21 protein-coding genes are annotated in these 24,233 nt (G+C 74.5%); 16 read left to right on the forward strand and 5 right to left on the reverse strand.

Annotated features, from left to right (window positions below; all coding sequences use genetic code 11):
• Window positions 1-259: 259 nt before the first annotated feature.
• Entirely contained in the window at window positions 260-910 is a 651-nt protein-coding gene (locus AVL61_RS09620) for a helix-turn-helix transcriptional regulator (RefSeq protein ID WP_058874126.1), read from the reverse strand.
• 424 nt (window positions 911-1,334) lie between these two features.
• Here AVL61_RS09620 and AVL61_RS09625 point away from each other — a divergent pair, with 424 nt between their 5' ends.
• The 4 genes from AVL61_RS09625 (at window position 1,335) to AVL61_RS18160 (ending at window position 5,563) form a co-directional block, all read left to right on the forward strand.
• The gene (locus tag AVL61_RS09625; RefSeq protein ID WP_058874127.1) at window positions 1,335-3,506 is read left to right on the forward strand and encodes a glycosyltransferase; all 2,172 of its coding nucleotides are present in this window, start codon (window positions 1,335-1,337) and stop codon (window positions 3,504-3,506) included.
• Between the two features lie 137 nt (window positions 3,507-3,643).
• Window positions 3,644-5,047, forward strand: a complete 1,404-nt coding sequence (locus AVL61_RS09630; RefSeq protein ID WP_058874128.1) for an OFA family MFS transporter — start codon at window positions 3,644-3,646, stop codon at window positions 5,045-5,047.
• A 1-nt stretch (window position 5,048) separates the two neighbouring features.
• Window positions 5,049-5,150 (forward strand): MFS transporter small subunit, encoded by a 102-nt coding sequence (locus tag AVL61_RS18770; protein ID WP_424346921.1) that lies wholly within the window; start codon window positions 5,049-5,051, stop codon window positions 5,148-5,150.
• Between the two features lie 233 nt (window positions 5,151-5,383).
• Window positions 5,384-5,563, forward strand: a complete 180-nt coding sequence (locus AVL61_RS18160; protein WP_058874129.1) for a hypothetical protein — start codon at window positions 5,384-5,386, stop codon at window positions 5,561-5,563.
• A gap of 50 nt (window positions 5,564-5,613) precedes the next feature.
• On the opposite strand, the gene AVL61_RS09640 is transcribed toward AVL61_RS18160, so the two are convergent.
• Entirely contained in the window at window positions 5,614-6,372 is a 759-nt protein-coding gene (locus AVL61_RS09640) for a FadR/GntR family transcriptional regulator (protein ID WP_058874130.1), read from the reverse strand.
• 75 nt (window positions 6,373-6,447) lie between these two features.
• On the reverse strand, window positions 6,448-6,594 hold the full coding sequence (locus AVL61_RS17870; protein WP_157571373.1) for a hypothetical protein: 147 nt from the start codon (window positions 6,592-6,594) through the stop codon (window positions 6,448-6,450).
• Between the two features lie 149 nt (window positions 6,595-6,743).
• Here AVL61_RS17870 and eat point away from each other — a divergent pair, with 149 nt between their 5' ends.
• The 5 genes from eat to AVL61_RS09665 all read left to right on the forward strand — a co-directional run bounded on the left by eat (window position 6,744) and on the right by AVL61_RS09665 (window position 12,608).
• Window positions 6,744-8,174 carry an ethanolamine permease gene (gene eat / locus AVL61_RS09645; RefSeq protein WP_058874131.1) on the forward strand — a complete coding sequence of 477 codons (1,431 nt, stop codon included), beginning with the start codon at window positions 6,744-6,746 and terminating at the stop codon, window positions 8,172-8,174.
• Window positions 8,175-8,242: 68 nt separating this feature from the next.
• Window positions 8,243-9,625: a glutamine synthetase family protein gene (locus AVL61_RS09650; RefSeq protein ID WP_058874132.1), complete on the forward strand. Its 1,383-nt coding sequence runs from the start codon at window positions 8,243-8,245 to the stop codon at window positions 9,623-9,625.
• On the forward strand, window positions 9,606-10,421 hold the full coding sequence (locus AVL61_RS09655) for a gamma-glutamyl-gamma-aminobutyrate hydrolase family protein (protein WP_058874133.1): 816 nt from the start codon (window positions 9,606-9,608) through the stop codon (window positions 10,419-10,421). The genes AVL61_RS09650 and AVL61_RS09655 overlap by 20 nt, the downstream gene beginning before the upstream one ends.
• Window positions 10,418-11,776, forward strand: a complete 1,359-nt coding sequence (locus tag AVL61_RS09660) for an aldehyde dehydrogenase family protein (RefSeq protein WP_058874134.1) — start codon at window positions 10,418-10,420, stop codon at window positions 11,774-11,776. Before AVL61_RS09655 ends, AVL61_RS09660 begins: the two co-directional genes overlap by 4 nt.
• A gap of 55 nt (window positions 11,777-11,831) precedes the next feature.
• A complete protein-coding gene (locus AVL61_RS09665; RefSeq protein ID WP_058874135.1) occupies window positions 11,832-12,608 on the forward strand; it encodes a 3-oxoacyl-ACP reductase in 777 nt (258 codons plus the stop codon).
• A gap of 67 nt (window positions 12,609-12,675) precedes the next feature.
• Here the strand turns inward: AVL61_RS09665 and AVL61_RS09670 are convergent, their stop codons facing one another.
• Complete coding sequence (locus AVL61_RS09670; RefSeq protein WP_058874136.1) at window positions 12,676-13,749, reverse strand: threonine aldolase family protein; 1,074 nt, start codon at window positions 13,747-13,749, stop codon at window positions 12,676-12,678.
• 95 nt (window positions 13,750-13,844) lie between these two features.
• Between AVL61_RS09670 and AVL61_RS09675 the strand changes: the two genes are divergently transcribed.
• From AVL61_RS09675 to AVL61_RS09705, 7 genes are all read left to right on the forward strand, one after another.
• Window positions 13,845-14,243 carry an NUDIX hydrolase gene (locus tag AVL61_RS09675; protein ID WP_058874137.1) on the forward strand — a complete coding sequence of 133 codons (399 nt, stop codon included), beginning with the start codon at window positions 13,845-13,847 and terminating at the stop codon, window positions 14,241-14,243.
• A gap of 178 nt (window positions 14,244-14,421) precedes the next feature.
• A complete protein-coding gene (locus tag AVL61_RS09680) occupies window positions 14,422-14,895 on the forward strand; it encodes a DUF2867 domain-containing protein (RefSeq protein WP_058874138.1) in 474 nt (157 codons plus the stop codon).
• 131 nt (window positions 14,896-15,026) lie between these two features.
• Entirely contained in the window at window positions 15,027-18,578 is a 3,552-nt protein-coding gene (locus AVL61_RS09685) for a proline dehydrogenase family protein (RefSeq protein WP_058874139.1), read from the forward strand.
• Window positions 18,579-18,617: 39 nt separating this feature from the next.
• Window positions 18,618-20,468 carry a gamma-glutamyltransferase gene (ggt, locus tag AVL61_RS09690; RefSeq protein ID WP_082697064.1) on the forward strand — a complete coding sequence of 617 codons (1,851 nt, stop codon included), beginning with the start codon at window positions 18,618-18,620 and terminating at the stop codon, window positions 20,466-20,468.
• A 143-nt stretch (window positions 20,469-20,611) separates the two neighbouring features.
• Complete coding sequence (locus AVL61_RS09695; RefSeq protein WP_058874140.1) at window positions 20,612-21,298, forward strand: hypothetical protein; 687 nt, start codon at window positions 20,612-20,614, stop codon at window positions 21,296-21,298.
• Between the two features lie 113 nt (window positions 21,299-21,411).
• On the forward strand, window positions 21,412-22,464 hold the full coding sequence (locus AVL61_RS09700; RefSeq protein ID WP_058874141.1) for an LLM class flavin-dependent oxidoreductase: 1,053 nt from the start codon (window positions 21,412-21,414) through the stop codon (window positions 22,462-22,464).
• 266 nt (window positions 22,465-22,730) lie between these two features.
• Window positions 22,731-23,441 carry a cation diffusion facilitator family transporter gene (locus tag AVL61_RS09705; RefSeq protein ID WP_058874142.1) on the forward strand — a complete coding sequence of 237 codons (711 nt, stop codon included), beginning with the start codon at window positions 22,731-22,733 and terminating at the stop codon, window positions 23,439-23,441.
• 59 nt (window positions 23,442-23,500) lie between these two features.
• Here AVL61_RS09705 and AVL61_RS09710 read toward each other — a convergent pair whose 3' ends face one another.
• Window positions 23,501-24,076 carry a cysteine hydrolase family protein gene (locus AVL61_RS09710; RefSeq protein WP_058874143.1) on the reverse strand — a complete coding sequence of 192 codons (576 nt, stop codon included), beginning with the start codon at window positions 24,074-24,076 and terminating at the stop codon, window positions 23,501-23,503.
• Window positions 24,077-24,233: the final 157 nt, after the last annotated feature.

Raw genomic sequence — 24,233 nt, forward strand, 5'->3', positions numbered from 1 at the left:
GCTGCTCGTGCCCGGCGGCGGTGCGCGGACCGTCGCCGGCGGTGCCGGAAGGGTCACGGGCGGACTCGGAGCGGTCCGGGCGTTCGGCCCCGCCGGGGCTGGGGTTCCGGTGGGGGAGGCGGAACGGCACAGGGTGCTGTTCCCCCAGCGTAGGAGCGTCCGCGGCGCGGCACAACGGGGCGGCCACAACGGTCCGGGCAGCGTTCCGCCGGTCAGGAGCCCAGCGGAGGAGCGTCCCCGGGCGCGGCCGGTCCGGTGCTCAGGCCAGCGGCAGCACCGGCGGAATGATCCCGTCCTCCACGGCCCGCTTGTAGAGCTCGAGCTTGGTGCGGGCCGGGCGCTCCACCAGCGCGTACTTGCGGCGGATCCGCTTGAGGTGCTCCTCCACCGTGGACTCCGCGATCTGCAGCCGCCCGGCCACCTCCTGCTCCTGGAGACCGTCCACGTAGAGGGCGAGCACCTCGCGCTCCCGGGCGGAGAGCTTCGCCGGGGCCCTGCTGGGCAGCTCGACCAGGGCCGACTGGAGCAGGTCGCTCACGAAGTGGCCCAGCTGGCGGGAGAGGCGCATGGTCCGGAAGACGGTCCTGATGGGCTCGCACTTGCCCACGGCACCGGACGCCCCGCAGGCGAACGCGGAGCGGACCCGGGCGAGGTCGTCCGGCGGCACCAGCACGACCACGGTGTGCTCCCGTCCGATGAGGTCCGTGACGTTCTGCACGAGGCTGCGGCCGTCCAGGGTGTTCAGGCTCAGCAGCACCACCATCTCCTCCGCGGGGCTCTGCGCGAGGAACTCCGGGACGCTCGCGGCCACCGCGCTCACCCGCACGCCGTGCTCGGGGTGCTCGACGGACTCGCGCTGGAGCGCGATGCGCGTCATGGGCTGGGGGCTGATGACGGCTGCATTCAACATGGTGGGACTCCTCGACGTCTCCCGCGGTGCGGTGCGCGGGATCTCCGGGGCCGGGGATCGACGGCCCGTTCCGGCGGCGGGAGGACCGAGTGCCCGGGCGGACCCGGCGTCCGCCCGGCACATGCCTTCGGAGGAATATGCGGTGGTGCGTCAGGGGGGTCCCAGGGCTCGTGGTCCTCCGGGCGGTCGCCGCCGGGGGAGATGGTGCACTGTGTTCCTCCACAGTGGCGGACCCGCCCGCGCGCGGGCAAGGGGATTCCGTGCGGACCCGGAACCTCGCACACCGGATCCCGACCGGGCGGGACCCGGCCGGGGCGGCCCTTTCCGGTCCGGGCGGGTCCCGCCCGTGCCGGGGACGGGCGGAGGAGGGCCCGGCTGGAAGAATGGGGGAGCACGCATCGGTCGAGGAAAGGTCCGTTCCGTCATGCCCATCGACGTACTTCTCGGACCGGTCGGCCCGGTCCGCCTCCCCGGCGGGGCGCACGAGATCGGCCGGCTCCTCGGGGAGCTCTCCCTGCGCGGGGTCGACGCACGGCTCGTCGACCCGGCCGGCGAGCCCGGGCCCGCGGCGCCCTCCCCGGACCACCCCGAGCCGGGGGACGAAGCTCTCGGGACGCCTCCCGAGGCGGACGCGCTCCTGCTGTTCGGGCCCGGGGCCGACGCGCCCGCGGACGACGCCCGGCTCGGCCACTGGCTCGACCGCGCACGGGCCGCGGCGGCGGCCGGGCGGCCCGTCGTCATCAGCGGTCTCGTCCTCCGCGCCGGGGCGGTTCCGGAGGAGCCCGTGCGCCGGCTGCTCTCGACCGCCTCCCTCGTGGGCCTGCAGGACGAGGCGTCCCTGGCGGTGGCCCGCCGGCTGTGCCCCGAGCACCCCGGCCTGCGCGTCGGCCGGCAGGACGACCTCCTCCTGCCGGGGCCCGCCGGCCCGCAGGGGGCGCCGGGCGGGCCGGCCGCACAGCGGCAGGAGGCGGACGGGGCGGCGCCGCCGCGGATCGCCGCGGTGGTGGGGCGCCCGGGCGGCCCTTGGCCCCCCGAGGTGGCCGCTCCGGTGCTGGCCGCCCTGCTGGACGCCCTGGTGCACCGGACCGGCGGGACGGTGGCGGTCCTGGCCTGCGGCGGCACGTCCGCCGACGAGGAGTTCGCGGCGGACGTCGCGGCGCGGCTGCGGGACGACGTCCGCCGGGTCGCGCCGGCGGGGGACGGCACGGGGCCGGCCGCGCTCCGGGCGGACTGGGTCCTGACCACGTGCCCCCGCGGCGCGGTCCTCGGCTCCGCGGCGCGGGCCGTCGTGCTCCCCGTGGCGCCGGAGAAACATTCTCTGAACGGCATGGACGTCGTCCTGGGCCGCTGGGGGCTCGGCGGCGGCGCCGTGCCCCTCGCGGCGCTGCTCACCCCGGGGGACGTCGCGTGGGACACCCGTGCCGCCGTCCAGCAGTGGGCCTCGGAGGCCGTCGAGCACCGCGGGGCCGTGCGTGCCGCCCTGGCGGACGCCGAGCCGGCGGTCCGGGACGCGGCGGCCCGCTGGTGGGACGAAGTGGCCGGGGCGCTGCACGGCCGGCCGGCTCCGCCCGCTCCGGAGACGGCGGTCGCGGCGCGCGGAGTCGGCGCCCCGGTGGTGCGGGCGCTGCGCCGCCGGTACACCGTCCCCGCGGTGCCGCCCGAGCGCCCCACCGTCGCGGTCGTGCTGCGGCACCGCGGCGGTCCCGCACGTCTGCGCCGGGCCGTCGAGGACCTCCTGGCGCAGACGTTCACCGACTGGCGGCTGGTCGTGGTGGACGACGGCGGCGACCCTGCCGAGGTGGACGACGTCCTGGCGCCGCTGCGGGACGAGCTCGCGGGGCGGGTGGCGGTCCTGCACCACCGCAGGGCCCTCGGCCCCGCGGCGTCCGCCAACCGCGGGCTGCGGGCGGGGGAGTCCGAGCTCGTCGTCCGGCACGACGGGACCGGGCACTGGCCTCCCACGCTGCTGCAGCGCGCCGTGGCCCACCTCGAGGACCCGCTCGTGAGCGACGACGGGGTCGTGGTGCGGACCGAGGACGCGCCCGGCTCCGCCGAGGAGGCGCCGTCCGGCCGGCCGGAACGGGGACCGGGCCGGCCGGACCGGGGAGTGCTCACCCTCACGGACGTGCTGGACGGCGACCGCACTGCGGTCGACTCGCCGTTCGTGTACCGGCGGGCGGTGCACGGCGTGCTCGGCGACCACGACGAGACCCTGGGGGCCGCGGCGGACTGGGAGTTCGTGCTCCGCTTCCTCGAGACGTTCACCGTGGGCCTGCTCCCCGCGCGCCCGCCCGGGCACAGCGAACGGGTGGCAGGCGCCTCCGCCGCGCAGGACGAGCTGGTGGTGCGCGAGCGCCGCCTGCGGCAGTGGAGCGCGGAGCACGGGATCGGCCTGCCGCTCTACCTGCGCCGCGCGGCAGCCGAGGAGGCCGCCGCCCTGCACCGGCGGCTGGACGCCGCCGAGGAGCTCGCGCACGAGCTCCTCGGCGTGGTCCGGGACCAGTCCCGGCAGATCGACCGGCTGGAACGGGCCGTGGCGGAGCGGGGCTTCGTCGCCTTCTGGCGGCGTGCGTGGCGGTCCCTGCGCGGCCGCTGAGCGCCCCGGACCGGCGCGCCGGTCAGCAGGTTGCTTCCCAAATTTCTGCACCGTGTGACATGCTTCACCATCAGGTGCCCGGGCCCGGGTGTGTGCGGTCCGCCCGGGACGCACCGTTCGCGCAGTGTTCGCAGCAGATGAGGAGTCGGGGCAGGGGATGGCTTGATCGACAGCACTCGGTGGCGCCACCGGGATTCAACCGCTGGCTCATACCGCCGGCAGCCCTCGCGGTCCACCTGTGCATCGGACAGGCCTACGCCACCAGCGTGTACAAGAACGCGCTGGTGGCGCACTTCGACGCGAGCCTCACCCAGATCGGCATCATCTTCTCCATCGCGATCGTCATGCTGGGGCTGTCCGCCGCCGTCTTCGGCACGTGGGTGGACACCGGCGGGCCGCGCAAGGCGATGTTCACCGCCGCGCTGCTGTGGTCCGGCGGGTTCCTGGTCGGGGCGCTCGGGATCTTCACCGAACAGCTCTGGCTCGTCTACCTGGGCTACGGGGTCATCGGCGGCATCGGGCTGGGCATCGGCTACATCTCGCCCGTCTCCACGCTGATCAAGTGGTTCCCGGACCGTCCCGGCCTCGCCACGGGCATGGCAATCATGGGCTTCGGCGGCGGCGCGCTGATCGCCAGCCCCCTCTCGGCGGCCCTGCTCAACTTCAACGACCCCGACTCCGGCACGCCGGGCTGGGTGGCGAGCGGTGACGCCGTCGGCAAGCTGTTCCTGACGCTGGCGGTCGTCTACCTCGCCTACATGCTCTTCGGGGCGTTCACCATCAGGGTCCCCGCCGCGGACTGGAAGCCCGAGGGGTTCGACCCGTCGAAGGTCAAGTCCAAGGCCCTCGTCACCAAGAACCACGTCTCGGCCCGCAACGCGATCCGCACCCGGCAGTTCTGGCTCGTGTGGATCGTGCTGTTCTGCAACGTGACCGCCGGCATCGGCATCCTCGAGCAGGCGGCCCCGATGATCCAGGACTTCTTCCGCCAGGCGGACGGCAGCTCCCTCGTGACGGTGGCCGTGGCCGGCGGCTTCGTGGGCCTGCTGTCCATCGGCAACATGGGCGGACGCTTCGTGTGGTCCACCACCTCGGACATCCTGGGCCGCAAGCGCATCTATCTGATCTACCTCGGGGTCGGGGCGGTCCTCTACACCGTGCTGGCGCTGTTCGGCTCGACCTCCACCCTGCTGTTCGTGCTGCTGGCCTTCGTGATCATCTCGTTCTACGGCGGCGGCTTCGCCACGGTGCCGGCCTATCTGCGGGACCTCTTCGGGACCTTCCAGGTGGGCGCCATCCACGGCCGCCTGCTCACGGCCTGGTCCGCGGCGGGCATCGCCGGACCCCTCATCGTCAACGCGTTCCTCGACGCCCAGGGCACTCCCGGCGAGCTCACCTCGCAGGCGTACCAGCCGGCGCTGCTGACCATGGTCGGCCTGCTGGTCGTCGGCTTCGTCGCCAACCTCCTCGTGAAGCCGGTGGACGCCAAGTACCACGAACCCGCACCGTCCGGCACCAAGGTCCACGCGAAGGAGTCCTGACATGACCAAGGCACGACTGGCACTCGGGTGGGTCCTCGTCGGGGTCCCGCTCGCCTACGGAGTGACGGCGACCCTCATGCGGGTGACCGCGCTGTTCTACTGACGGGCGCACGGGGCAGGGGCGGACCGGAACGGTCCGCCCCTGCCCCGTGCGCCGGAGGTCAGCGGACGCCCACGGCACCGCGGGGTGCGAGCCGGTGCGCCCGGACGCGGGAAGACCCGTGGCCGCTCCTGCGGCGGCGCCGGACGTCCTGGGGCGCCACGCCCGAGGAGGTCTCCGCGACCTGGCTCGGCGACGAGCTGCTCCCCGTCCCTGCCTGGACCGCGACCCACGCCGTGACCGTGGACGCCCCGCCGGAGCGGATCTGGCCCTGGCTGGCCCAGCTCGGCCAGGGCCGCGGCGGGCTCTACAGCTTCGAGCGGCTCGAGAACCTCATCGGCTGCCGGATGCGCAACACCGACCGGATCCTGCCCGAGCACCAGGACCTCTCGGCCGGCGCGTCGAGGACGTGCTGACGGACCCGCCGGGGGCGCCGGGATCCGCCCGTTGCCCGCCGGTGGGCAGCTCAGCCGGGACGGCGGCCACCGGGGGCGCCGTCGCCGGGGGAGTGCGTGCCGTGGCCCAGGAAGCCGCGCAGCAGCGCGGCCGTGCCCTCGAGGTGCGCGAGGGAGGCGGCCCGGGCGGCCGGGGCGTCCCCGGCCAGGACGGCGTCGGCGAGCTCGCGGTGCTGGCGGTCGGAGTGCTCGAGGTTGACCGGCAGCAGGGGGATCCGGTCCAGCAGGTCGCTGGCCCGCGAGCGGACCTCCGCGACGGCGCGGACCAGGCTGGGGCAGCCGCCCAGCTCCGCGACGGCGATGTGGAAGCGGGCGTCCGCGGGACGGTAGTCCTCCGGCGAGCTCTCCTCGACCTGCCGCAGGCACGCGAGCAGGTGCTCCCGGGCGGCCGCGCTGAGGGCCGCCGCCGCGGCCAGCTCCGCCGCGGCGGGCTCGACGACGGCGCGGAACACGAGCACGTCCTCGACGTCCGCGGGGTCCACCGGGGGGAGGGTCCCGTCCGGCAGGGCGGTGCGGCCGGTCACGAAGGTCCCGCCGTAGCGGCCGCGCACCACCTCCAGGACGCCGGCGGCCTGGAGCTCGTGCAGGGCCTCCCGCAGCGTGGCGCGGGAGATGCCGAGCATCGCCGCGGTCTCCCGCTCGGGCGGGAGCCGCTCGCCCCTGCGGAACAGGCCGAGACGGATCGAGTCGAGGATCCGCTCCACGGCCTCCTCGAAGGCGTTGCCCTGCCGCACGGGCCGGATGAGGGGGTGCTGGACCGGGTCGCTCACGGTGGCGCTCCTCCCTGCGGTGCGGCGGGCGCCCGCCGCACCACGGTGCCGGCGGGCCGCCCGGCGGGGTTCCGCCTAGCTGAGGTCGAGGGCGACCACGCCCACGGCGATGATCAGCGCGACGGAGACGAGGAAGCCCGCCGTCACGGCGATGAACGCCCAGGAGGGGCCCTGGCCGGAGTTCTGCGAGCGGGAGCGGTCGGAGGCGTCGGTCTGGTTCATGCTCCCCATTGTGCGTCATCCGCCCGCGGCCGTCAGCACGGCGGGCCGGGCCCCGGGGTCTTGACGGGGCGGGGAGCAGCCCACAGACTGTGACCACTCGCGCCATATGTCTGTTTTCAGACCTTTGTGGAACCCGGAGGGATCGTCCCATGCCCGACTCCCCAGCCCAGCCCGACCGCACCGACGAGTGCTTCCAGCACCGCCAGCTCCGCTCCGGCGCCGCCGGCTGGGTGCTGCTCGCGGGCCTGGGCATCGCCTACGTCATCTCCGGGGACTTCTCCGGCTGGAACATCGGGCTCTCCGAGGGCGGGTGGGGCGGGCTGCTCATCGCCTTCGTGCTCATGGGCCTCATGTACACCTGCATGGTCTTCGGCCTCGCCGAGCTCTCCTCGACCCTGCCCACGGCAGGGGCCGGCTACGGCTTCGCCCGCCGCGCGCTGGGCCCGCTGGGCGGCTTCGCCACCGGGATGGCCGTGCTGATCGAGTACGCCGTGGCCCCGGCGGCGATCGCCACGTTCATCGGCGGCTACATCGAGGCGCTGGGCCTGTTCGGGATCACCAACTCCTGGCCGGTGTACCTCGTGACCTACCTCGTGTTCATGGGCATCCACATGTACGGGGTGGGCGAGGCCCTCAAGCTGATGTTCGGGATCACCGTGATCGCGGTGCTCGCGCTGGGGGTGACCGTCGTCGCGCTCGTGCCGCACTTCGACGCCGCCAACCTCTTCGACATCGTCCCGGACGACGCCGTGGGAGCGAGCACGTTCCTGCCCATGGGGTACGCGGGGGCGATGGCGGCCCTGGTGTACGGGATCTGGTTCTTCCTGGCGATCGAGGGCGTGCCGCTGGCCGCCGAGGAGACCGCCGACCCCCGCCGCGACATGCCGCGCGGGATCATCGTGGCCATGGCCTTCCTGCTGGTCTCCGGGGCGCTGATGCTCGTGCTCGTCCCCGGGGCCGCGGGCTCGGAGGCGATGAGCACCTCGGACAACCCGCTGCCGGAGGCCATCCGCGCGGTCGCCGGGGCGGACAGCGTCATGGCGAACATCGTGAACTACGCGGGCCTGGCCGGGCTGGTCGCGAGCTTCTTCTCCATCATGTTCGCCTACTCGCGGCAGCTCTTCGCCCTCTCCCGGGCCGGGTACCTGCCCCGGTGGCTCTCGCTGACCGGCAAGCGCAGGACCCCGTGGGTCGCCCTCATCGTGCCGGGCACCGTCGGCTTCGTGCTGGCGGCCGTGACCGGCGACGGCGGGCTGCTCATCAACATCGCGGTGTTCGGCGCCACCGTCTCCTACGTGCTGCTGAACCTCTCCCACATCGTGCTGCGGCTGCGCGAGCCCGACCTCCCGCGCGGCTACCGCACCCCGGGCGGCGTGGTCACCACCGGCATCGCCCTGGTGCTGGCGCTGGTGGCGGTGGTCGCGACGTTCCTGGTCGACGTGCTCGCCGCGTCCATCACCGCCCTCGTGTTCGTGGTCTTCCTCGCCTACTACTGGTTCTACAGCCGGCACCGGCTGGTGGGCCACGCCCCCGAGGAGGAGTTCGCGCAGATCCGCACCGCCGAGGCGGACCTGCACTGACCAGCCGTTCCCCACCACCGTGGCCACCCCCGCGGCACCACCGATCTCAGCGACGAAGGACCGGACCCATGACCCAGACTCCCCAGCACCCGCGCAACGACCGGATGCTCACCGTCGAGCAGCTGCGCCGGCACGTCGCCGACGGGCTCGTGGACACCGTCGTGCTCGCCTTCACCGACATGCAGGGCCGGCTGCAGGGCAAGCTCAACCACGCGCAGTTCTTCCTGGACTCGGTGCTCGACGAGGGCGCCGAGGGCTGCAACTACCTGCTGGCCGTGGACACGGAGATGAACACCGTGGGCGGCTACTCGATCAGCAGCTGGTCCTCCGGCTACGGGGACATGGAGTTCGCTTGTGATCTGGACACGATCCGGCTGATGCCGCACAACCCCGGCCAGGTCCTGATCCAGTGCGACCTCACCGGCCACGGCGGGCGGCCCATCCCGATGTCGCCGCGGTCCATGCTGCGCCGCCAGCTGGACCGCGCCCGGGACCTGGGCTTCACCATGGTCACCGGCACCGAGCTGGAGTTCTGCGTGTACAACACCAGCTACGAGGACGCCTGGGACGGCGGCTACCGCAACCTGGTCCCCGCCAACCAGTACAACGTGGACTACTCCGTGCTGGGCTCCCAGCGGGTCGAGCCGCTGCTGCGGGAGATCCGCAACGCGATGTACGCGGCCGGGCTGACCGTCGAGTCCGCGAAGGGCGAGTGCAACCTCGGCCAGCACGAGATCGCCTTCCGCTACGACGAGGGCATGGTCACCGCGGACAACCACGTGGTCTACAAGCTGGCCTCGAAGCAGATCGCCCACCAGCAGGGGAAGTCCATCACCTTCATGGCCAAGCCCAACGAGCGCGAGGGCAGCTCCTGCCACATCCACATGTCCCTGCGCGGGCCGGACGGGGAACTCGTGTTCTGGGACCGCGAGCGGGACGCCCGGTCCCGGACCTACGACCGGTTCATCGCCGGGGTGCTGCGGACCATGCGCGAGTTCACGCTGTTCTACGCCCCCACCATCAACTCCTACAAGCGCTTCGTCGAGGGCAGCTTCGCCCCCACCTCGGTGGCCTGGGGCGTGGACAACCGGTCCTGCGCCGTGCGTCTGGTGGGCAGCGGGCAGTCCGCCCGGATGGAGAACCGGCTCCCCGGCGGCGACGTGAACCCGTACCTGGCGCTCGCCGCGATGCTGGCCTCCGGGCTGCACGGCATCGAGCAGGAGCTCGAGCTCGAGCCGATGACCGAGGGCAACGCCTACGAGTCCGACGCCCCCGTGGTGCCCTCGACCATGCGCGAGGCCCGGGACCTGCTGGCCGGCTCGGAGCTCGCACGGGAGCTGTTCGGCGAGGACGTCGTGGAGCACTACGTGCACTACGCCGACGTGGAGCTGGCGGCCTTCGAGGCCGCCGTCACCGACTGGGAGATGCGCCGTGGCTTCGAGCGCCTCTGAGCCGGGCGGGCCCGGGTACCGGCCCCGGATCGGGCTGACCACCTACTACCAGGAAGGCTCCTGGGGGGTCTGGAACTCCGTCGCCGCGATCGTCCCCGGCGCCTACGTGGAGGCGGTCGCCGCGGCCGGGGGCACGCCCCTGCTGCTGCCCCCGGTGGGCACGGACCCGGACGTGCTGGAGCTCGTGGACGGGCTGATCGTCATCGGGGGCGTGGACGTGGACCCGCAGTTCTACGGCGCCGACCGGCACGAGCTGACCTCGTCCCAGCCCTCCCGCGACGAGCACGACCTCGCCCTGACCCGGGCGGCGCTGGAGCGCGGGATGCCCCTGTTCGGGATCTGCCGCGGCGCCCAGATCCTCAACGTGGCCCTCGGCGGCACCCTGATCCAGCACCTGCCGGACGTCAACGAGAACGCCGTGCGCTACCAGCCGGAGCCGGGCCGCTACGGGGAGGTCGAGTTCAGCACCGCGCCGGGCAGCCGCTGCCGCGAGCTGCTGGGCGAGACGGCCTGGTCCCCGTGCTACCACCACCAGGCCCTGGAGACCGTGGCCGAGGGACTGGTCGTCACCGCCCGCGCCGAGGACGGGACCATCGAGGCCGTCGAGACCCTCGAGGGCGGCTGGACGCTCGGCGTGCAGTTCCACCCCGAGGAGAACCGGAAGGACGCCCGGCTCTTCGAGGGCTTCGTCCGCGTGGCCCACGGCTGGGCGCAGCACCGCGCCCGGCAGGACCGCCCCGGGAGGACCGGCCGGGCAGAGGCCGCCCCACAGCGAGAGGACACCCGCATCCCATGACCACCACGCAGATCATCGACCCCGCCACGGAGGAGGTCGTCGGCGCCGTCGAGCTGACGTCCCTGGAGCAGACGGACGCGGCGGTGGAGCGGGCCCGGCGCGCCTTCGGGACCTGGCGCGCCGTCGCCCCGGCCGACCGGGCCCGGCTGCTGCGCCGGTTCGCCGACGCGGTGGACGCCGACCTGGAGCACCTCGCGGCCCTGGAGGTGCGCAACGCGGGGCACACCATCGGCAACGCCCGCTGGGAGGCGGGCAACGTCCGGGACGTGCTGACCTACTACTCCGGGGCGCCCGAGCGGCTCTCCGGCCGGCAGATCCCCGCCCCGGGCGGGGTCAACCTCACCTTCCACGAGCCCCTGGGCGTGGTGGGCGTGATCGTGCCGTGGAACTTCCCCATGCCGATCGCCGCGTGGGGCCTCGCCCCGGCGCTGGCCGCCGGGAACACGGTGGTGCTCAAACCGGCCGAGCTCACCCCGCTGACCGCGATCCGGCTCGGGGAGCTCGCGCTCGAGGCGGGCCTGCCCGAGGGCGTGCTCACGGTGCTGCCCGGCAAGGGCTCGGTGGTGGGGGAGCGCTTCGTGACCCACCCGGACGTCCGCAAGGTCGTGTTCACCGGCTCCACCGAGGTGGGCCGGCGGATCATGGCCGGGTGCGCGGAGCAGGTCAAGCGCCTGACCCTCGAGCTGGGCGGGAAGAACTCGAACATCGTCTTCGCGGACGCCGACCTGGAGCGGGCCGCCGCGTCCGCCCCCGCCGGCGCCCTGGACAACGCCGGCCAGGACTGCTGCGCCCGCTCCCGCGTGCTGGTCCAGCGCTCCGTGCTCGAGACGTTCCTGGAGCTGCTGGAACCGGCCGTGCGGGACTTCGCCTGCGGGGACCCGTGGGACGAGCGCACGCAGATGGGCCCCCTGGTCTCCGCCGCGCACCGGGACTCCGTGGCGTCCTTCCTCGACGACGACGCCCCGGTCGCCTTCCGCGGCACGGCCCCCGAGGGCCCCGGCTGGTGGTTCCCGCCCACCGTGCTCACCCCCGCCCCGGACTCCCGGGTGTTCCGCGAGGAGATCTTCGGCCCCGTGCTCGCCGTGGTGCCCTTCGAGGACGAGGCGGACGCCGTCCGGATCGCCAACGACACCGACTACGGGCTCTCCGGGTCGATCTGGACCCGGGACGTCGGGCGGGCGCTGCGGGTGTCCCGCGCCGTGGACGCCGGGAACCTCTCCGTCAACTCGCACGCCTCCGTGCGCTACTGGACCCCGTTCGGCGGCTTCAAGCAGTCCGGCTTCGGCCGGGAGCTCGGCCCGGACGCCCCGCAGGCGTTCACCGAGACCAAGAACGTGTTCCTCGCCGACGACTGACATCCCGGCCCAGCACCGTCCCGAGGGAACTACCCCCACCACTGAAGGAGGACCCATGGAGGTCAACGCCCGCCGTCTGGTCGGCCGCAGTGCCGTCATCACCGGAGGCGCCAGCGGCATCGGACTCGCCGCGGCCCGCCGGCTCGCCGCCGAGGGCGCGCACGTCGTCGTCGCCGACCTGAACCCCGCGGCCGGGGAGGCGGCCGCCGAGGAGGTCGGGGGGCTGTTCGTGCGCACCGACGTGGCGGACGAGGCCGACGTGGTCGCGCTCTACGCGGCCGCGCACGAGGCCTATGGATCGGTGGACATCGCCTTCAACAACGCCGGCATCAACCCCACCGACGACGGCTCGATCCTGGACACCGGCCTCGACGCGTGGCGGAGGGTGCAGGAGGTCAACCTCACGAGCGTCTTCCACTGCTGCAAGCACGCCCTCCCGTACATGCGCGAGCAGGGGAAGGGGTCGATCATCAACACCGCGTCCTTCGTGGCCGTGCTGGGCGCGGCCACCTCGCAGATCTCCTACAGCGCCTCGAAGGGCGGTGTGCTCTCGATGAGCCGGGAGCTGGGCGTGCAGTTCGCCCGGGAGGGGATCCGGGTCAACGCGCTGTGCCCCGGCCCTGTCAACACGCCGCTGCTGCAGGAGCTGTTCGCCGCGGACCCCGAGCAGGCCCAGCGCCGGCTCGTGCACGTGCCGGCCGGGCGGTTCGCGGAGCCGGAGGAGATCGCCGCGGCGGTCGCGTTCCTGGCCAGCGACGACGCCTCGTTCGTCAACGCCGCCACGTTCCTGGTGGACGGGGGGATCTCCGGGGCCTACGTCACCCCGGTGTGAGCGCGCGGCCGCGGACCGCTCCCGGCACCGCCGTGCGACCCCTCCGGCGCCGGGCGGCCCCCGGGGGTCAGGGGGCGGCGGTGGCCATCTGCTCCCGCAGCGCCGCCACGAACCCGTCCACGTCCTCCTCGGTGGTGTCCCACGAGCACATCAGCCGGACCTCGCCGGCGGCCGGGTCCCACACGTAGAACGGCCAGCGCTCCTGCAGCCGGGCCGTGACCCCGGGCGGGAGCACCGCGAAGACCGCGTTGGCCTCGGGGACCTGCGTCACCCGGGCACCGGGGACCTCCGCGATCCCGGCGGCCAGGCGCCGGGCCGCGGCGTTGGCCCGGCGGGCCGCCTCGAGCCACAGGTCCCCCGTGTGCAGGGCCAGCAGCTGCGCGGAGACGAAGCGCATCTTCGAGGCCAGCTGGGTCGAGAGCTTGCGCACGAACCGGGGCTGCCGCACGGCGTCCGGGGTGAGCACCACGACCGCCTCCGCGCCCATCAGCCCGTTCTTGGTCCCGCCCCAGGAGACGACGTCCACGCCGGCGTCGGTGGTCAGGGCCCGCAGCGGGACGTCCAGGGCCGCGGCGGCGTTGGCGAGCCGGGCGCCGTCCAGGTGGACCGTCAGGCCCAGTCCGTGGGCGTGCTCGCAGACCGCGCGCAGCTCCCCGGGCGTGTAGACGGTGCCGAGCTCCGTGGACTGGGTGACGGTCACGACGCGCGGCTGGGCGTGGTGCTCGAAGCCGAAGCCGTGCGCCTCCCGGTCGATCAGCTCCGGGGTGAGCTTGCCGTCCGGCGTGGGCACGGCCAGCATCTTCACGCCCGCGACCTTCTCGGGGGCCCCGCACTCGTCCACGTGCGCGTGGGCGGTGGCCGTGCAGATCGCCGCGTCCCAGCGGTCGGTCATCGCCGCGAGCGCCATGACGTTCGCGCCGGTGCCGTTGAACAGCGGATAGCAGGCCGCCTGCTCCCCGAAGTGCCGGCGGACCACGTCCTGCAGCGCCTCGGTGTAGGGGTCGGCGCCGTAGGCCCCCACGTGACCGCCGTTGGCGATCGCGAGGGCCTGGAGCACCTCGGGGTGGACCCCCGCGTGGTTGTCGCTGGCGAAGCCCTTCCGGGCGGGGTCGTGCAGGCGGGACAGGACGGAGTCGCTCACGGGTGGCCCTTCCGGTGGGTCGGCGGTGTGCTGGGCGGCACTCGCACTCTACTCGCGCCCCCGGGCCCGGCGCGGGCCCTCGGTAGGGTCGGGGCATGCGCATCGTCCAGGCCGCCGCGGCGGTGGTCGTCCGGGAGGACGGCCGGCTCCTGCTGGTCCGCCGGGGCCGGGAGCCGCAGCGCGGACGCTGGAGCGTGCCGGGCGGGAAGCTGGAGCCCGGGGAGACGGCGGCGCAGGCGGCGGTCCGCGAGACGTTCGAGGAGACCGGGGCCCGGGTGCGCGCGGAGCGCGAGCTCGGGACGGTCCGCGTCCCCGGGGGACCGGGCCTCGTCTACGAGGTGCACGACGTCGCCGCCACCTACCTCGGCGGTGTGCTGCGCCCCGGCGACGACGCCGACGCCGTGCGCTGGGTCGCCCCCGCGGAGCTGCCGGGGCTGGAGACCACCGACGGCCTGCTGGAGCACCTCGCCCGCTTCGGGATCTCCCGGGGCTGAGCCCCGGGGACCCGGTCCGGGCCGGATCCCCCGTCCGGGCGGGATCGTCGTGCGCCGCGGTCGGCCGCGCCCTGCCCGGCCGCGCCCTGCCCGGCCGCGCCCTGCCCGGGCCCGGACTGCCAAAGCCGCCCGGGCCCGGCCCCTCGTCCGGGCCGGGAGCGCGTGCTTGGATAGGGGCATGGCACAGACGCGGGGCTTCTACGTCGACACCGTGGAGCGGACCACCACGGCGGACCGGGACGCGGTGTGGGCGGTCGTCGAGGGCATCGGCGGCGAGCGCGGCTGGTACAGCACCGACCGGGTGTGGGCCGCCCGCGCCGCGGCCAACCGCCTGGGCCTGCCGCCCGGGCGGCTGCGGCATCGCGAGGACCCGGACCGCCTCGCGGCCGGGGAGCGCCTGGACTGGTGGACGGTCGAGGCCCTCGAGCCGCCGCGGCGGCTGCGGCTGCGGTCCCTCGTGCGGATGCCGGGGGACGCCTGGCTGGACATCTGTCTGGAACCGGGACCGGACGGGACCCTCGTCTACCGCCAGACCACGGTCTTCCGCCCGGCGGGCTCGGCCGGCCGCGCCTACTGGTACGCGATGCTCGCCCCGCACAAGGCCGTCCTGGGCCGGCTCGCCACCGACATCCTGCGGCAGGCGGGCGGATAGGGCCCTTCCGCCCCGGCCGCTCCGGCCGTAGCGTGGACTCACCGGCCACCGTGACGCCCGGTGGACACGGCCGGTGGCCGAGGGTGTGCCTCGGCACCGCTGCCGGGCGGAGTCCTCAGGAGAGTGCCGCCATGACCGCCGACGCCCCGTCCGTCCCCGACTCCCGCGCGCTGGCCGACGAGGCCGTCGCCCTGGTCCGCGAGTGGCTCGGCCGCGCCGCCGAGGGCCGCCGGCACCGCGACGGCGCGGCCGACCGGCTCGCCACCGTCCTCCAGGACCCCCACGGCCTGGAGTTCACGGTCGGCTTCGTGGACCGGGTGGTGCGCACCGAGGACGTGCGGGCCGCCGCGCGGGCCCTGCACGCGCTCGCCGGGATCGTGCCCCGCACCATGCCCGCGGCGGACCGCGCCCAGATCCGGGTCGGGGCCGCTCTCTCCGGCCGGGCGCCCCAGGTGGTCGTGCCCGCCGCCCGCGCCAGGCTCCGGCAGCTCGTGGGGCACATGATCGTCGACGCCCGCCCCAAGGCCTTCGGGCAGGCCGTGAAGAAGCTGACGGCCCAGGGCCACCGCCTCAACATCAACCTGCTCGGCGAGGAGGTCCTCGGCGCGGAGGAGGCGGACAAGCACCTCGCCGACGCCGCCGCGCTGCTGGACCGGGACGACGTCGACTACGTCTCCGTGAAGGTCTCCTCCGTGGTCCCGCAGCTGTCCCACTGGGGGTTCGAGGGGACCGTGGCGAAGGTCGTGGAACGGCTGCTGCCCGTCTACCGCGCCGCCGCCGAGGCCCCGGCCGGGAGCAAGTTCATCAACCTCGACATGGAGGTCTACTCCGACCTGCACCTGACCACCGAGGTGTTCACCCGCCTCCTGGAGCACCCGGAGCTGCGGGAGCTCGAGGCGGGGATCGTGGTCCAGGCCTACCTGCCGGACGCCCTCGCGGTGGTCCGGCGGCTCTCGGCGTGGTCCGCCGAGCGGGTCGAGGCCGGGGGCGCGGGGATCAAGGTCCGGCTCGTGAAGGGCGCGAACCTCCCCATGGAGCGCGTGGACGCCGAGCTGCACGGCTGGCCCCTGGCCACGTGGAGCAGCAAGCAGGAGACCGACACCAACTACAAGCGGGTCCTCGACTGGCTGTTCGTGCCCGGGCGGATGACGGGGCTGCGGCTGGGGGTGGCCGGGCACAACCTCTTCGACATCGCCTTCGCCCACCTGCTCGCCGAGCGCCGCGGCGTGACGGACCGGATCGAGTTCGAGATGCTCCAGGGCATGGCGGTGGAGCAGGCGCGGGCCGTGAGCGCCGACGTCGGGCAGCTGCTGCTCTACGTGCCCGCCGTGCGCCCGGCCGAGTTCGACGTGGCCGTGTCCTACCTCGTGCGCCGGCTCGAGGAGAACGCCTCGCACGAGAACTTCATGTCGGGGATCTTCGAGCTGGCCCCCGACAACGAGATCTTCGCGCGGGAGGAGCAGCGCTTCCGGGCCGCCCTCGAGGGGCTGGACCCGCAGGAGGAGGCCGCCCCGGCCCCCGCCCGCGCCCAGGACCGCACCGCGCCCGGTGCCGGGTCCGCGCACCTGCCGCTGGAGCAGCCCTTCCGCAACGAGCCGGACACCGACGTCGCCGTGCCCGCGAACCAGGCGTGGGCGGAGGAGATCGCCGCCCGGATCGAGGACCGGCAGTGGTACGAGGCCCTGCCCGTGCCCGATCCCGTCGAGGCGGAGGACGTCGAGCGGCTCGTGCGCACGGGCCGGACCGCCGCCGAGGGCTGGCACGCCCGCGGCGCCCGCGAGCGCGCGGAGATCCTCAACCGGGCGGCCGACGTCCTGGCCGAGCGCCGGGGGCACCTCCTGGCCGTGGCCGGCGCGGAGGCGGGCAAGACCCTGGGCCAGTCGGACCCGGAGGTCTCGGAGGCCGTCGACTTCTGCCGCTGGTACGCCCGCCGGGCCCTCGAGCTCGAGGACGTGGACGGCGCCCGCTTCGTCCCGGACCGGCTCGTGCTGATCACCCCGCCGTGGAACTTCCCGCTGGCGATCCCCACCGGCTCCACGGTCGCGGCCCTGGCCGCCGGCGCCGCCGTGCTGCACAAGCCCGCCCCCGAGGTCCGGCGCTGCTCGACGGCCGTGGTCGAGGCGCTGTGGGAGGCCGGGGTGCCGCGGGACGTGCTCCAGCTCGTCGACTCCGTCGAGGGGGACGTGGGGCAGGCCCTGGTCTCCCACCCGGGGGTGGACCGCATCGTCCTCACCGGCGCCTACGAGACGGCCCGGCTGTTCCAGTCCTGGCGGGCGGGGCGGGCGATGACCGCGGAGACCTCGGGCAAGAACGCCCTGGTCATCACCCCCAGCGCGGACCGGGACCGGGCCGTGTGGGACCTCGTGACCAGCGCGTTCGGCCACGCCGGGCAGAAGTGCTCGGCGGCCTCCCTGGGCATCCTGGTGGGCAGCGTGGCGGAGTCCGAGCGGTTCCGGCGGCAGCTGCTGGACGCCGCGTCCTCGATGGTCGTGGACTGGCCGCAGAACCTGCAGGCGTCGGTGGGCCCGGTGATCGCCGAGCCCGGCGACAAGCTGCACCGCGCCCTGACCCGCCTCGACCCGGGGGAGCGGTGGCTGCTGGAGCCGCGCCCGCTCGACGACACCGGGCGGCTGTGGCGGCCCGGGATCAAGACGGGGGTGGCCCCGGGCTCCTTCTTCCACCGCACCGAGTGCTTCGGCCCCGTCCTCGGGCTGATGGAGGCCGCCGACCTGCAGGAGGCGCTCGAGCTGCAGAACGCGGTCGAGTACGGGCTGACCGCCGGGCTGCACTCCCTGGACCCGGAGGAGATCAGCACCTGGGTGGAGCTCGTCGAGGCGGGCAACCTCTACGTCAACCGCGGCATCACCGGGGCGATCGTCCAGCGCCAGCCCTTCGGCGGCTGGAAGAAATCCTCGGTGGGCCTGGGCGCGAAGGCCGGCGGACCGAACTACCTGGCCCAGCTCGGCTCGTGGCAGAAGGCGCCCTTCCGGGAGGTCCCCGCCGGGGAGACCCCGTCCGAGGAGGCCGGCGCGGAGCCCTCGGAGGCCGTCGCCCACCACCTCGCCGCGCTCCGGCCGCTCGTGCCCGAGGCGGACGCCGCCTGGCTGACCGCCTGCGCCGAGCAGGACCAGGCGTGGTGGGACCGGGAGTTCGGCCGCGCCCACGACCCCACCGGCCTGGAGAGCGAGGCCAACCTGTTCCGCTACCGCCCGCGCGACGTCGTCGTGCGCGCGGCCGAGGACGCCCCCCTGACGGACGTCATCCGGGTCGGGCTCGCCGCGGTGCGCTCCGGCGCGCGCGCGGTCCTCGTCCCCGCGGGCGAGCTCCCCGCCGAGGTGCGGGAGCTGTTCCGCTCCGTGCTGGACCCCTGCGGGGACGAGGCCTTCGCCCGGGTGGCCGCGGACTGGACCGACCCGAGCGGCGCCGGGCGGATCCGGGTCGTGGGCACGGCGCCCGGCCTCGCCGAGGCGCTCGCGGAGCGGCCCGAGATCGCGCTGCTCGCGGACCCGGTGGTCGGCGCGTCCCGCGTGGAGATGCTCCCGCTGCTCGCGGAGCAGGCCGTCTCGATCACGATGCACCGCTTCGGCAACCCCTCGACGGACGCCGAGACGGTGGTGCACCGGCTCATCGCCGCCTCGCAGGGCCTGGGCACGCCGGCGACACCCACCGAAATGTCGGCGTAGCCCCTGGTCGGAACGGTGCGGCGGTGCCAGCATGAGCCCATGCGCGCATCCCTGAGGTACCTCGCACTGGGCCTGGCCGGAGCGCTCGGCGTCTCCGGCACCGTTCTCGGCGGCTCCCCGGCCGTCGCGCACGACGACGGGGGGCACGGGGGCCGGGACGCGCCCGTCACCGCCGAGCTGCCACAGGTCCCCACCATGACCGGCGGGGGCGGCGCGGTCTCCTCGGTGGACCCCCTCGCCAGCCAGGTGGGCATCGACGTGCTCGAGCGCGGCGGCACCGCCGCGGACGCCGCCGTGGCCGCGGCCGCGGCCCTGGGCGTCACCGAGCCGTACTCCGCGGGCATCGGCGGCGGCGGGTTCTTCGTCCACCACAGCGGGCGGACCGGGGAGGTCCGCACGATCGACGGGCGCGAGACCGCGCCGGCCACCTTCACGGAGGACGAGTTCCTGGGCGCGGACGGCGAGCCCCTCGACTTCGCCACGGTGGTCAGCTCCGGGAGGTCCGTGGGCGTGCCCGGCACCCTGGCCACGTGGGAGCTCGCGGCCGAGGAGTTCGGCACGATGGACCTGCACGACCTGCTGCGGCCCGCGGAGCGGATCGCCTCCCGCGGGTTCGTGGTGGACGAGAACTTCCACGAGCAGACGGCGCAGAACGCCGAGCGCTTCGGCATGTTCCCCGAGACCGCGGAGCTGTTCCTGCCCGACGGCGAGGCGCCCGCGGTCGGGACCGTGTTCCGCAATCCCGATCTCGCCCGCACCTACCACACGATCCGGCACGAGGGCACCGGCGTCTTCTACGAGGGGGAGATCGGGCGGGCGGTGGTCGACGCGAGCCGTGCACCGGCCACCGCCGAGGGCGTGGAGGTGCTCGCCGGAGAGCTGACCGCCGCGGACCTGGCGTCCTACGAGGCCCTGCTCAAGGAGCCGACGCACACCGAGTACCGCGGCCTGGACGTCTACGGCATGGGCCTGCCCAGCTCCGGCGGCATCACGGTGGCCGAGACCCTCAACCTGCTCGAGGCCTACGACGAGCGCACCGGGACCGGCCTCGGCGAGGTCTCCGAGGCCCAGTACCTGCACCGCTTCTCGGAGGCGACCGCCACGGCCTTCGCGGACCGCAACCGGTGGATCGGGGACGTCGAGGGCGTTCCCGTGGCGGAGCTCACGAGCCAGGAGTTCGCCGACGAGCGCGCCTGCCTCTTCGACCCGGGGACGGCCCAGGACCGCCCGGTCCCGTTCGGGGAGCCCGACGGGGAGTACGCCGGGTGCGGGGCGCCCGGGGCCCGCCAGCAGGCGTCCGCCGGGGGCGTCTCGACGACCCACCTGAACGTGGCCGACCGGTGGGGCGACGTGGTCTCCTACACCCTCACCATCGAGCAGACCGGCGGCTCCGGGATCACGGTCCCGGACCACGGGTTCCTGCTCAACAACGAGCTGACCGACTTCAGCTTCGCGCCCGTCACCGAGGGCGTGTCCGACCCGAACCTGCCGGGCCCGGGCAAGCGGCCCCGCTCGTCGATGAGCCCCACGATCGTGCTGAAGGACGGGGAGCCGTGGATGTCGGTGGGCACGCCCGGCGGCGCCACGATCATCACCACGGTGGCGCAGATCCTCACCGGGCACGTCGACCGGGACCTCGCCCTCGTCGACGCCGTGGCCGCGCCGCGGCTGAGCTCGCGCAACGGGGCGGAGGAGGCCGACCTCGGCCTGGCCGAGTCCGCGGTCGGCCGGCAGCTGAGCGGGCTGGGCCACGACCTGGTCCCGCCCCCGCGCCGCTGGATCGGCAACGCCTCGGCGCTGCGGATCCTCGGCGGCGACCGCTTCGAGGCGGCGGCCGAGACCGAGCGCGGCTACGGCGGCTCCGCGATGGTGGTGCATCCCGAGCCGTGACCCCGCCCCGCCGGTGACGCCCCGCCGGTGACGCCCCGGGCCCCGTCCGCTGCGGACGGGGCCCGGCCCCGTGCCGGGAACGCCCTACGCTGGGTCCGGACCGCGCGTCCCGCACCAGTCCCGTCCGAACCAGGAGCCGCACCGTGTTCAGCCACCCGCCCGCCGACCGCCCCGGCCCCACCGAGCCCGTGGTCCCTGGGGACCCAGACCTGGACGACCGGTGGCGGGCGGCGACGGCCGGCTGGCGCCCGTCCTCGATCCGCCCCTCGACCGTCCGCTCGGGCGAGCCCGACCGGACCCGGGCGTGGGTGCGCCACGCCTGGGAGGGCCTCGACAGTCCGTCCGCCGGACCGGAGGACGACGACGGGATCGGCCGGCGGGTGCGCGACGTCCTGACCGTCGCCGCGCTGTTCGCCCTCCAGGAGCGTTTCCTGGCCGTCGCCGCCGGCGAGCCGGTCCCGGCCGAGGTCCCCGACCCCCGCCGGGACGGCGCTCCCCTGGGCGACGACGAGGTCCTGGCGGTCGTGCGGCAGACGTGGGAGATCGACCCCGCGGAGCAGGGCGCGGACGGGTTCGCGGCGGAGCTCACCGGTTTCCTGCAGGACCACCTGGACGAGCTCGCGGAGGAGGTCCGCGAGCGGCTGGTGGACCGGCGCGGTCCCACCCAGGTGTTCGCCGAGCTGTGGAGCCTCGAGCACGTGGACGAGCTCGAGCCCGCCGAGCAGGAAGGGGCGCCGCCGTTCCCGCTCTCCACCGACGACATCGCGTGGATCGTCAGCGGGGTCCCCGGCCCCGAGAAGCACACCGCGTGGGAGTGGCTGACCCGTTGATCCGACCGCCCGCGACCCCGCCGGCCACGGCGATCCCGCGGTCCCCCGGAATAAGGACGTCCGACGGCGACTTTTATGGATGCATCCACAAAATCTGCGACGAGGAGCCCCGCATGACCGTCCAGCTCGGCCTCAACACCTTCGGCGACCTCTACCCCGGACCGGACGGGGAGCTGCTCAGCGGCGCGCAGGTGATCCGCAACGTCGTGGCGGAGGCGGTGCTGGCCGACCAGGTGGGCCTGGACTTCTTCGGTATCGGGGAGCACCACCGGGAGGACTTCGCGGTCTCCTCGCCCGAGACGGTGCTCGCCGGCATCGCCACGGTCACGGAGCGGATCCGCCTGGGCTCCGCGGTGACGGTGCTCAGCTCCGACGACCCGGTGCGGGTCTACCAGCGCTTCGCCACCGTGGACGCCCTCTCCTCCGGCCGCGCCGACGTCATCCTGGGCCGTGGCTCCTTCACCGAGTCCTTCCCGCTGTTCGGCTACCCGCTGGACGAGTACGAGGCGCTGTTCGAGGAGAAGCTGCAGCTGTTCGACCGGCTCCGCACCGAGGGCCGGATCGACTGGCAGGGCCGGCTGCGCGCGCCGATCCAGGGCCTGGAGGTGTACCCCAAGACCGAGGCCGGGGCGCTGCGCACCTGGATCGCCGTGGGCGGCTCGCCCACCTCGGTGGTGCGCGCCGCCCACTACGGGCTGCCCGTCATCTTCGCCATCATCGGCGGCAGCCCGGCGGCCTTCGCGCCCTTCGCCGACTACTACCGCCAGGCCCTCGAGCACTTCGGCAAGGAGCCGCAGCCGGTGGCCTTCCACTCCCCGGGCTACGTGGCGGAGACCGACGCGCAGGCCCGCGAGGAGTTCTTCCCGCACCAGGCCTACACGCACGCCCGGATCGGCAGGGAGCGCGGCTGGGGCCCGCTGACCCGCGCGGAGTTCGACTCGATGTGCGGGCCGGAGGGCGCCTACTTCGTGGGCTCGCCGGAGACGGTCGCCCGCAAGATCGTGCGGTCCTCGGCGGCGCTGGGCGCCTCCCGCTTCGACCTCAAGTACGCGGTGGGCACCCTGGACCACGCCCGGATGAGCCGCAGCATCGAGCTGTTCGGCACCGAGGTGCGCCGCTACGTCGGGGACATGGCCGCCGACCTGCCCGAGACCGCCACCGCGTAGACCCGGTCCGTGCCCGCGGCGCCGGGGCCGGCCCGGATCAGAACCGGGTCGTGACCGCGTCGCGGGGCAGGGCGACGAGCACCGTGGCCCTCCGATCCCAGTGATCGACCGGGCCTCACGGAGCGCAGCTGGAACAACAGGGCGCGCCGTGGTTCTCCGTGCTCCAGGAGGCCGAGCTGCTGAGCGGCCGCACCCTGGGGTCCGCGTGCGGGGGCGGATCGTCGCCGACCGGCCCGGCGCCTGGGGCAGGCGGGTACCGTGGAGGCATGACCTCGGCATCTCTCGGGGCCCGGCCCCTCACCGCCGACCGGCGGGCGGTCCTGCACCGGCGGGTGCGTCTGATCGTGGCCGGGACCATCACCTACAACGTCCTCGAGGCGGTCGTCGCTCTGACCGCGGGCACCATCGCCTCCTCGGCGGCGCTGATCGGCTTCGGGCTGGACTCCATCGTGGAGGTCCTCTCGGCCGCGGCGGTCGCCTGGCAGTTCGCCGCCCCCGACCCGCACCGCCGGGAAAAGGTGGCGCTGCGGGTGATCGCGTTCTCCTTCTTCGGCCTGGCCGCCTTCGTCACCGTCGACGCGATCCGTACGCTGCTCGGGGCCGCCGAGCCCGAGCACTCCCCGGTGGGCATCGGCCTGGCCGCGGTGAGCCTGGTGGTCATGCCGCTGCTGTCCTGGTTCGAACGCCGCACCGGCCGGGAGCTGGGCTCGGCCTCGGCGGTGGCCGATTCCAAGCAGACCCTGATCTGCAGCTATCTCTCGGCCGTGCTGCTGGTGGGCCTGCTGCTCAACAGCACGCTGGGCTGGACCTGGGCCGATCCGGTGGCCGCCCTGGTCATCGCCGCCTTCGCCGTGAGGGAGGGGCTGGAGGCCTGGCGCGGTGACGCCTGCTGCACCCCCGTGGGCGCGCTGCTGGACGAGGGAGCCGACGACTGTGCCGACGGGTGCGGTCCGGGCTGCTCCTGCTGCGGGCACTGACCCCTCCGCCGGGGCCGACGCGCGGCGTCGCGACGGGCCCGGCGGAGGTCTGTGGCCGCTCAGCCCCGCAGCCGGGCCACGGCGTCCTGCTGGCCGAGGAGGTCCTGGCGCAGCTCGTCCTCGAGGAAGGCCAGCAGTGCGCGGGAGAGGTCCCCGTTCTCGGAGGCCACGGCGTCCCGGGCCACGGCCCCCCGGAAGTTGTGGGCGAACGCGTCCATCGCGGTCTGCGCCACGCAGCTGTGCGTGGAGAGCCCGCACAGCACCACGTGGGTGGCGTCCAGGTTCCGCAGCCGGGCCGCGAGGTCGGTGTCGAAGAACGCGCTGTCCCGGGTCTTGATCAGACCCGTCCCGCCCTCGGTGTCGAGGCCGGCCACGTACGCGGACTGCTCCGTGCCCGGGAACGCGAAGCCCTGGTCGTCGTCGTGCATGTTGACGGTCCACGTGGAGCGGTCCCGCTCGTGCTGGGTGCGGATCAGCAGGATCGGGCAGCCGCCCTCGCGGGCCGCCCGGATCAGCTCGTTGACCTTCTCCGTCACCGGTTCCCGCTGCTCCTCGAGCTCGGGGAAGTCGAAGTACGAGTTCTGCATGTCGATGACGAGCAGGGCGGTGCGGCCCGTCGGGGGGTGCTGGCTCATGGCGTCCTCTCCGGTGGAGGAGTCCCCAGGGGACTCCCGTGGTCGGCTGATCCGATCAGCAAGCTTACTGCCACCGGGCGGGCCGGCTCCACCCGGTGCCGGGCCGCCCTGCCGGACGCTCCTATCGCCTGTCAAGCCGGGTTGGGTTGGTGCTCCA

The sequence above is a fragment of the Kocuria rosea subsp. polaris genome (assembly GCF_001483755.1).
Taxonomy (GTDB): domain Bacteria; phylum Actinomycetota; class Actinomycetes; order Actinomycetales; family Micrococcaceae; genus Kocuria; species Kocuria cellulosilytica.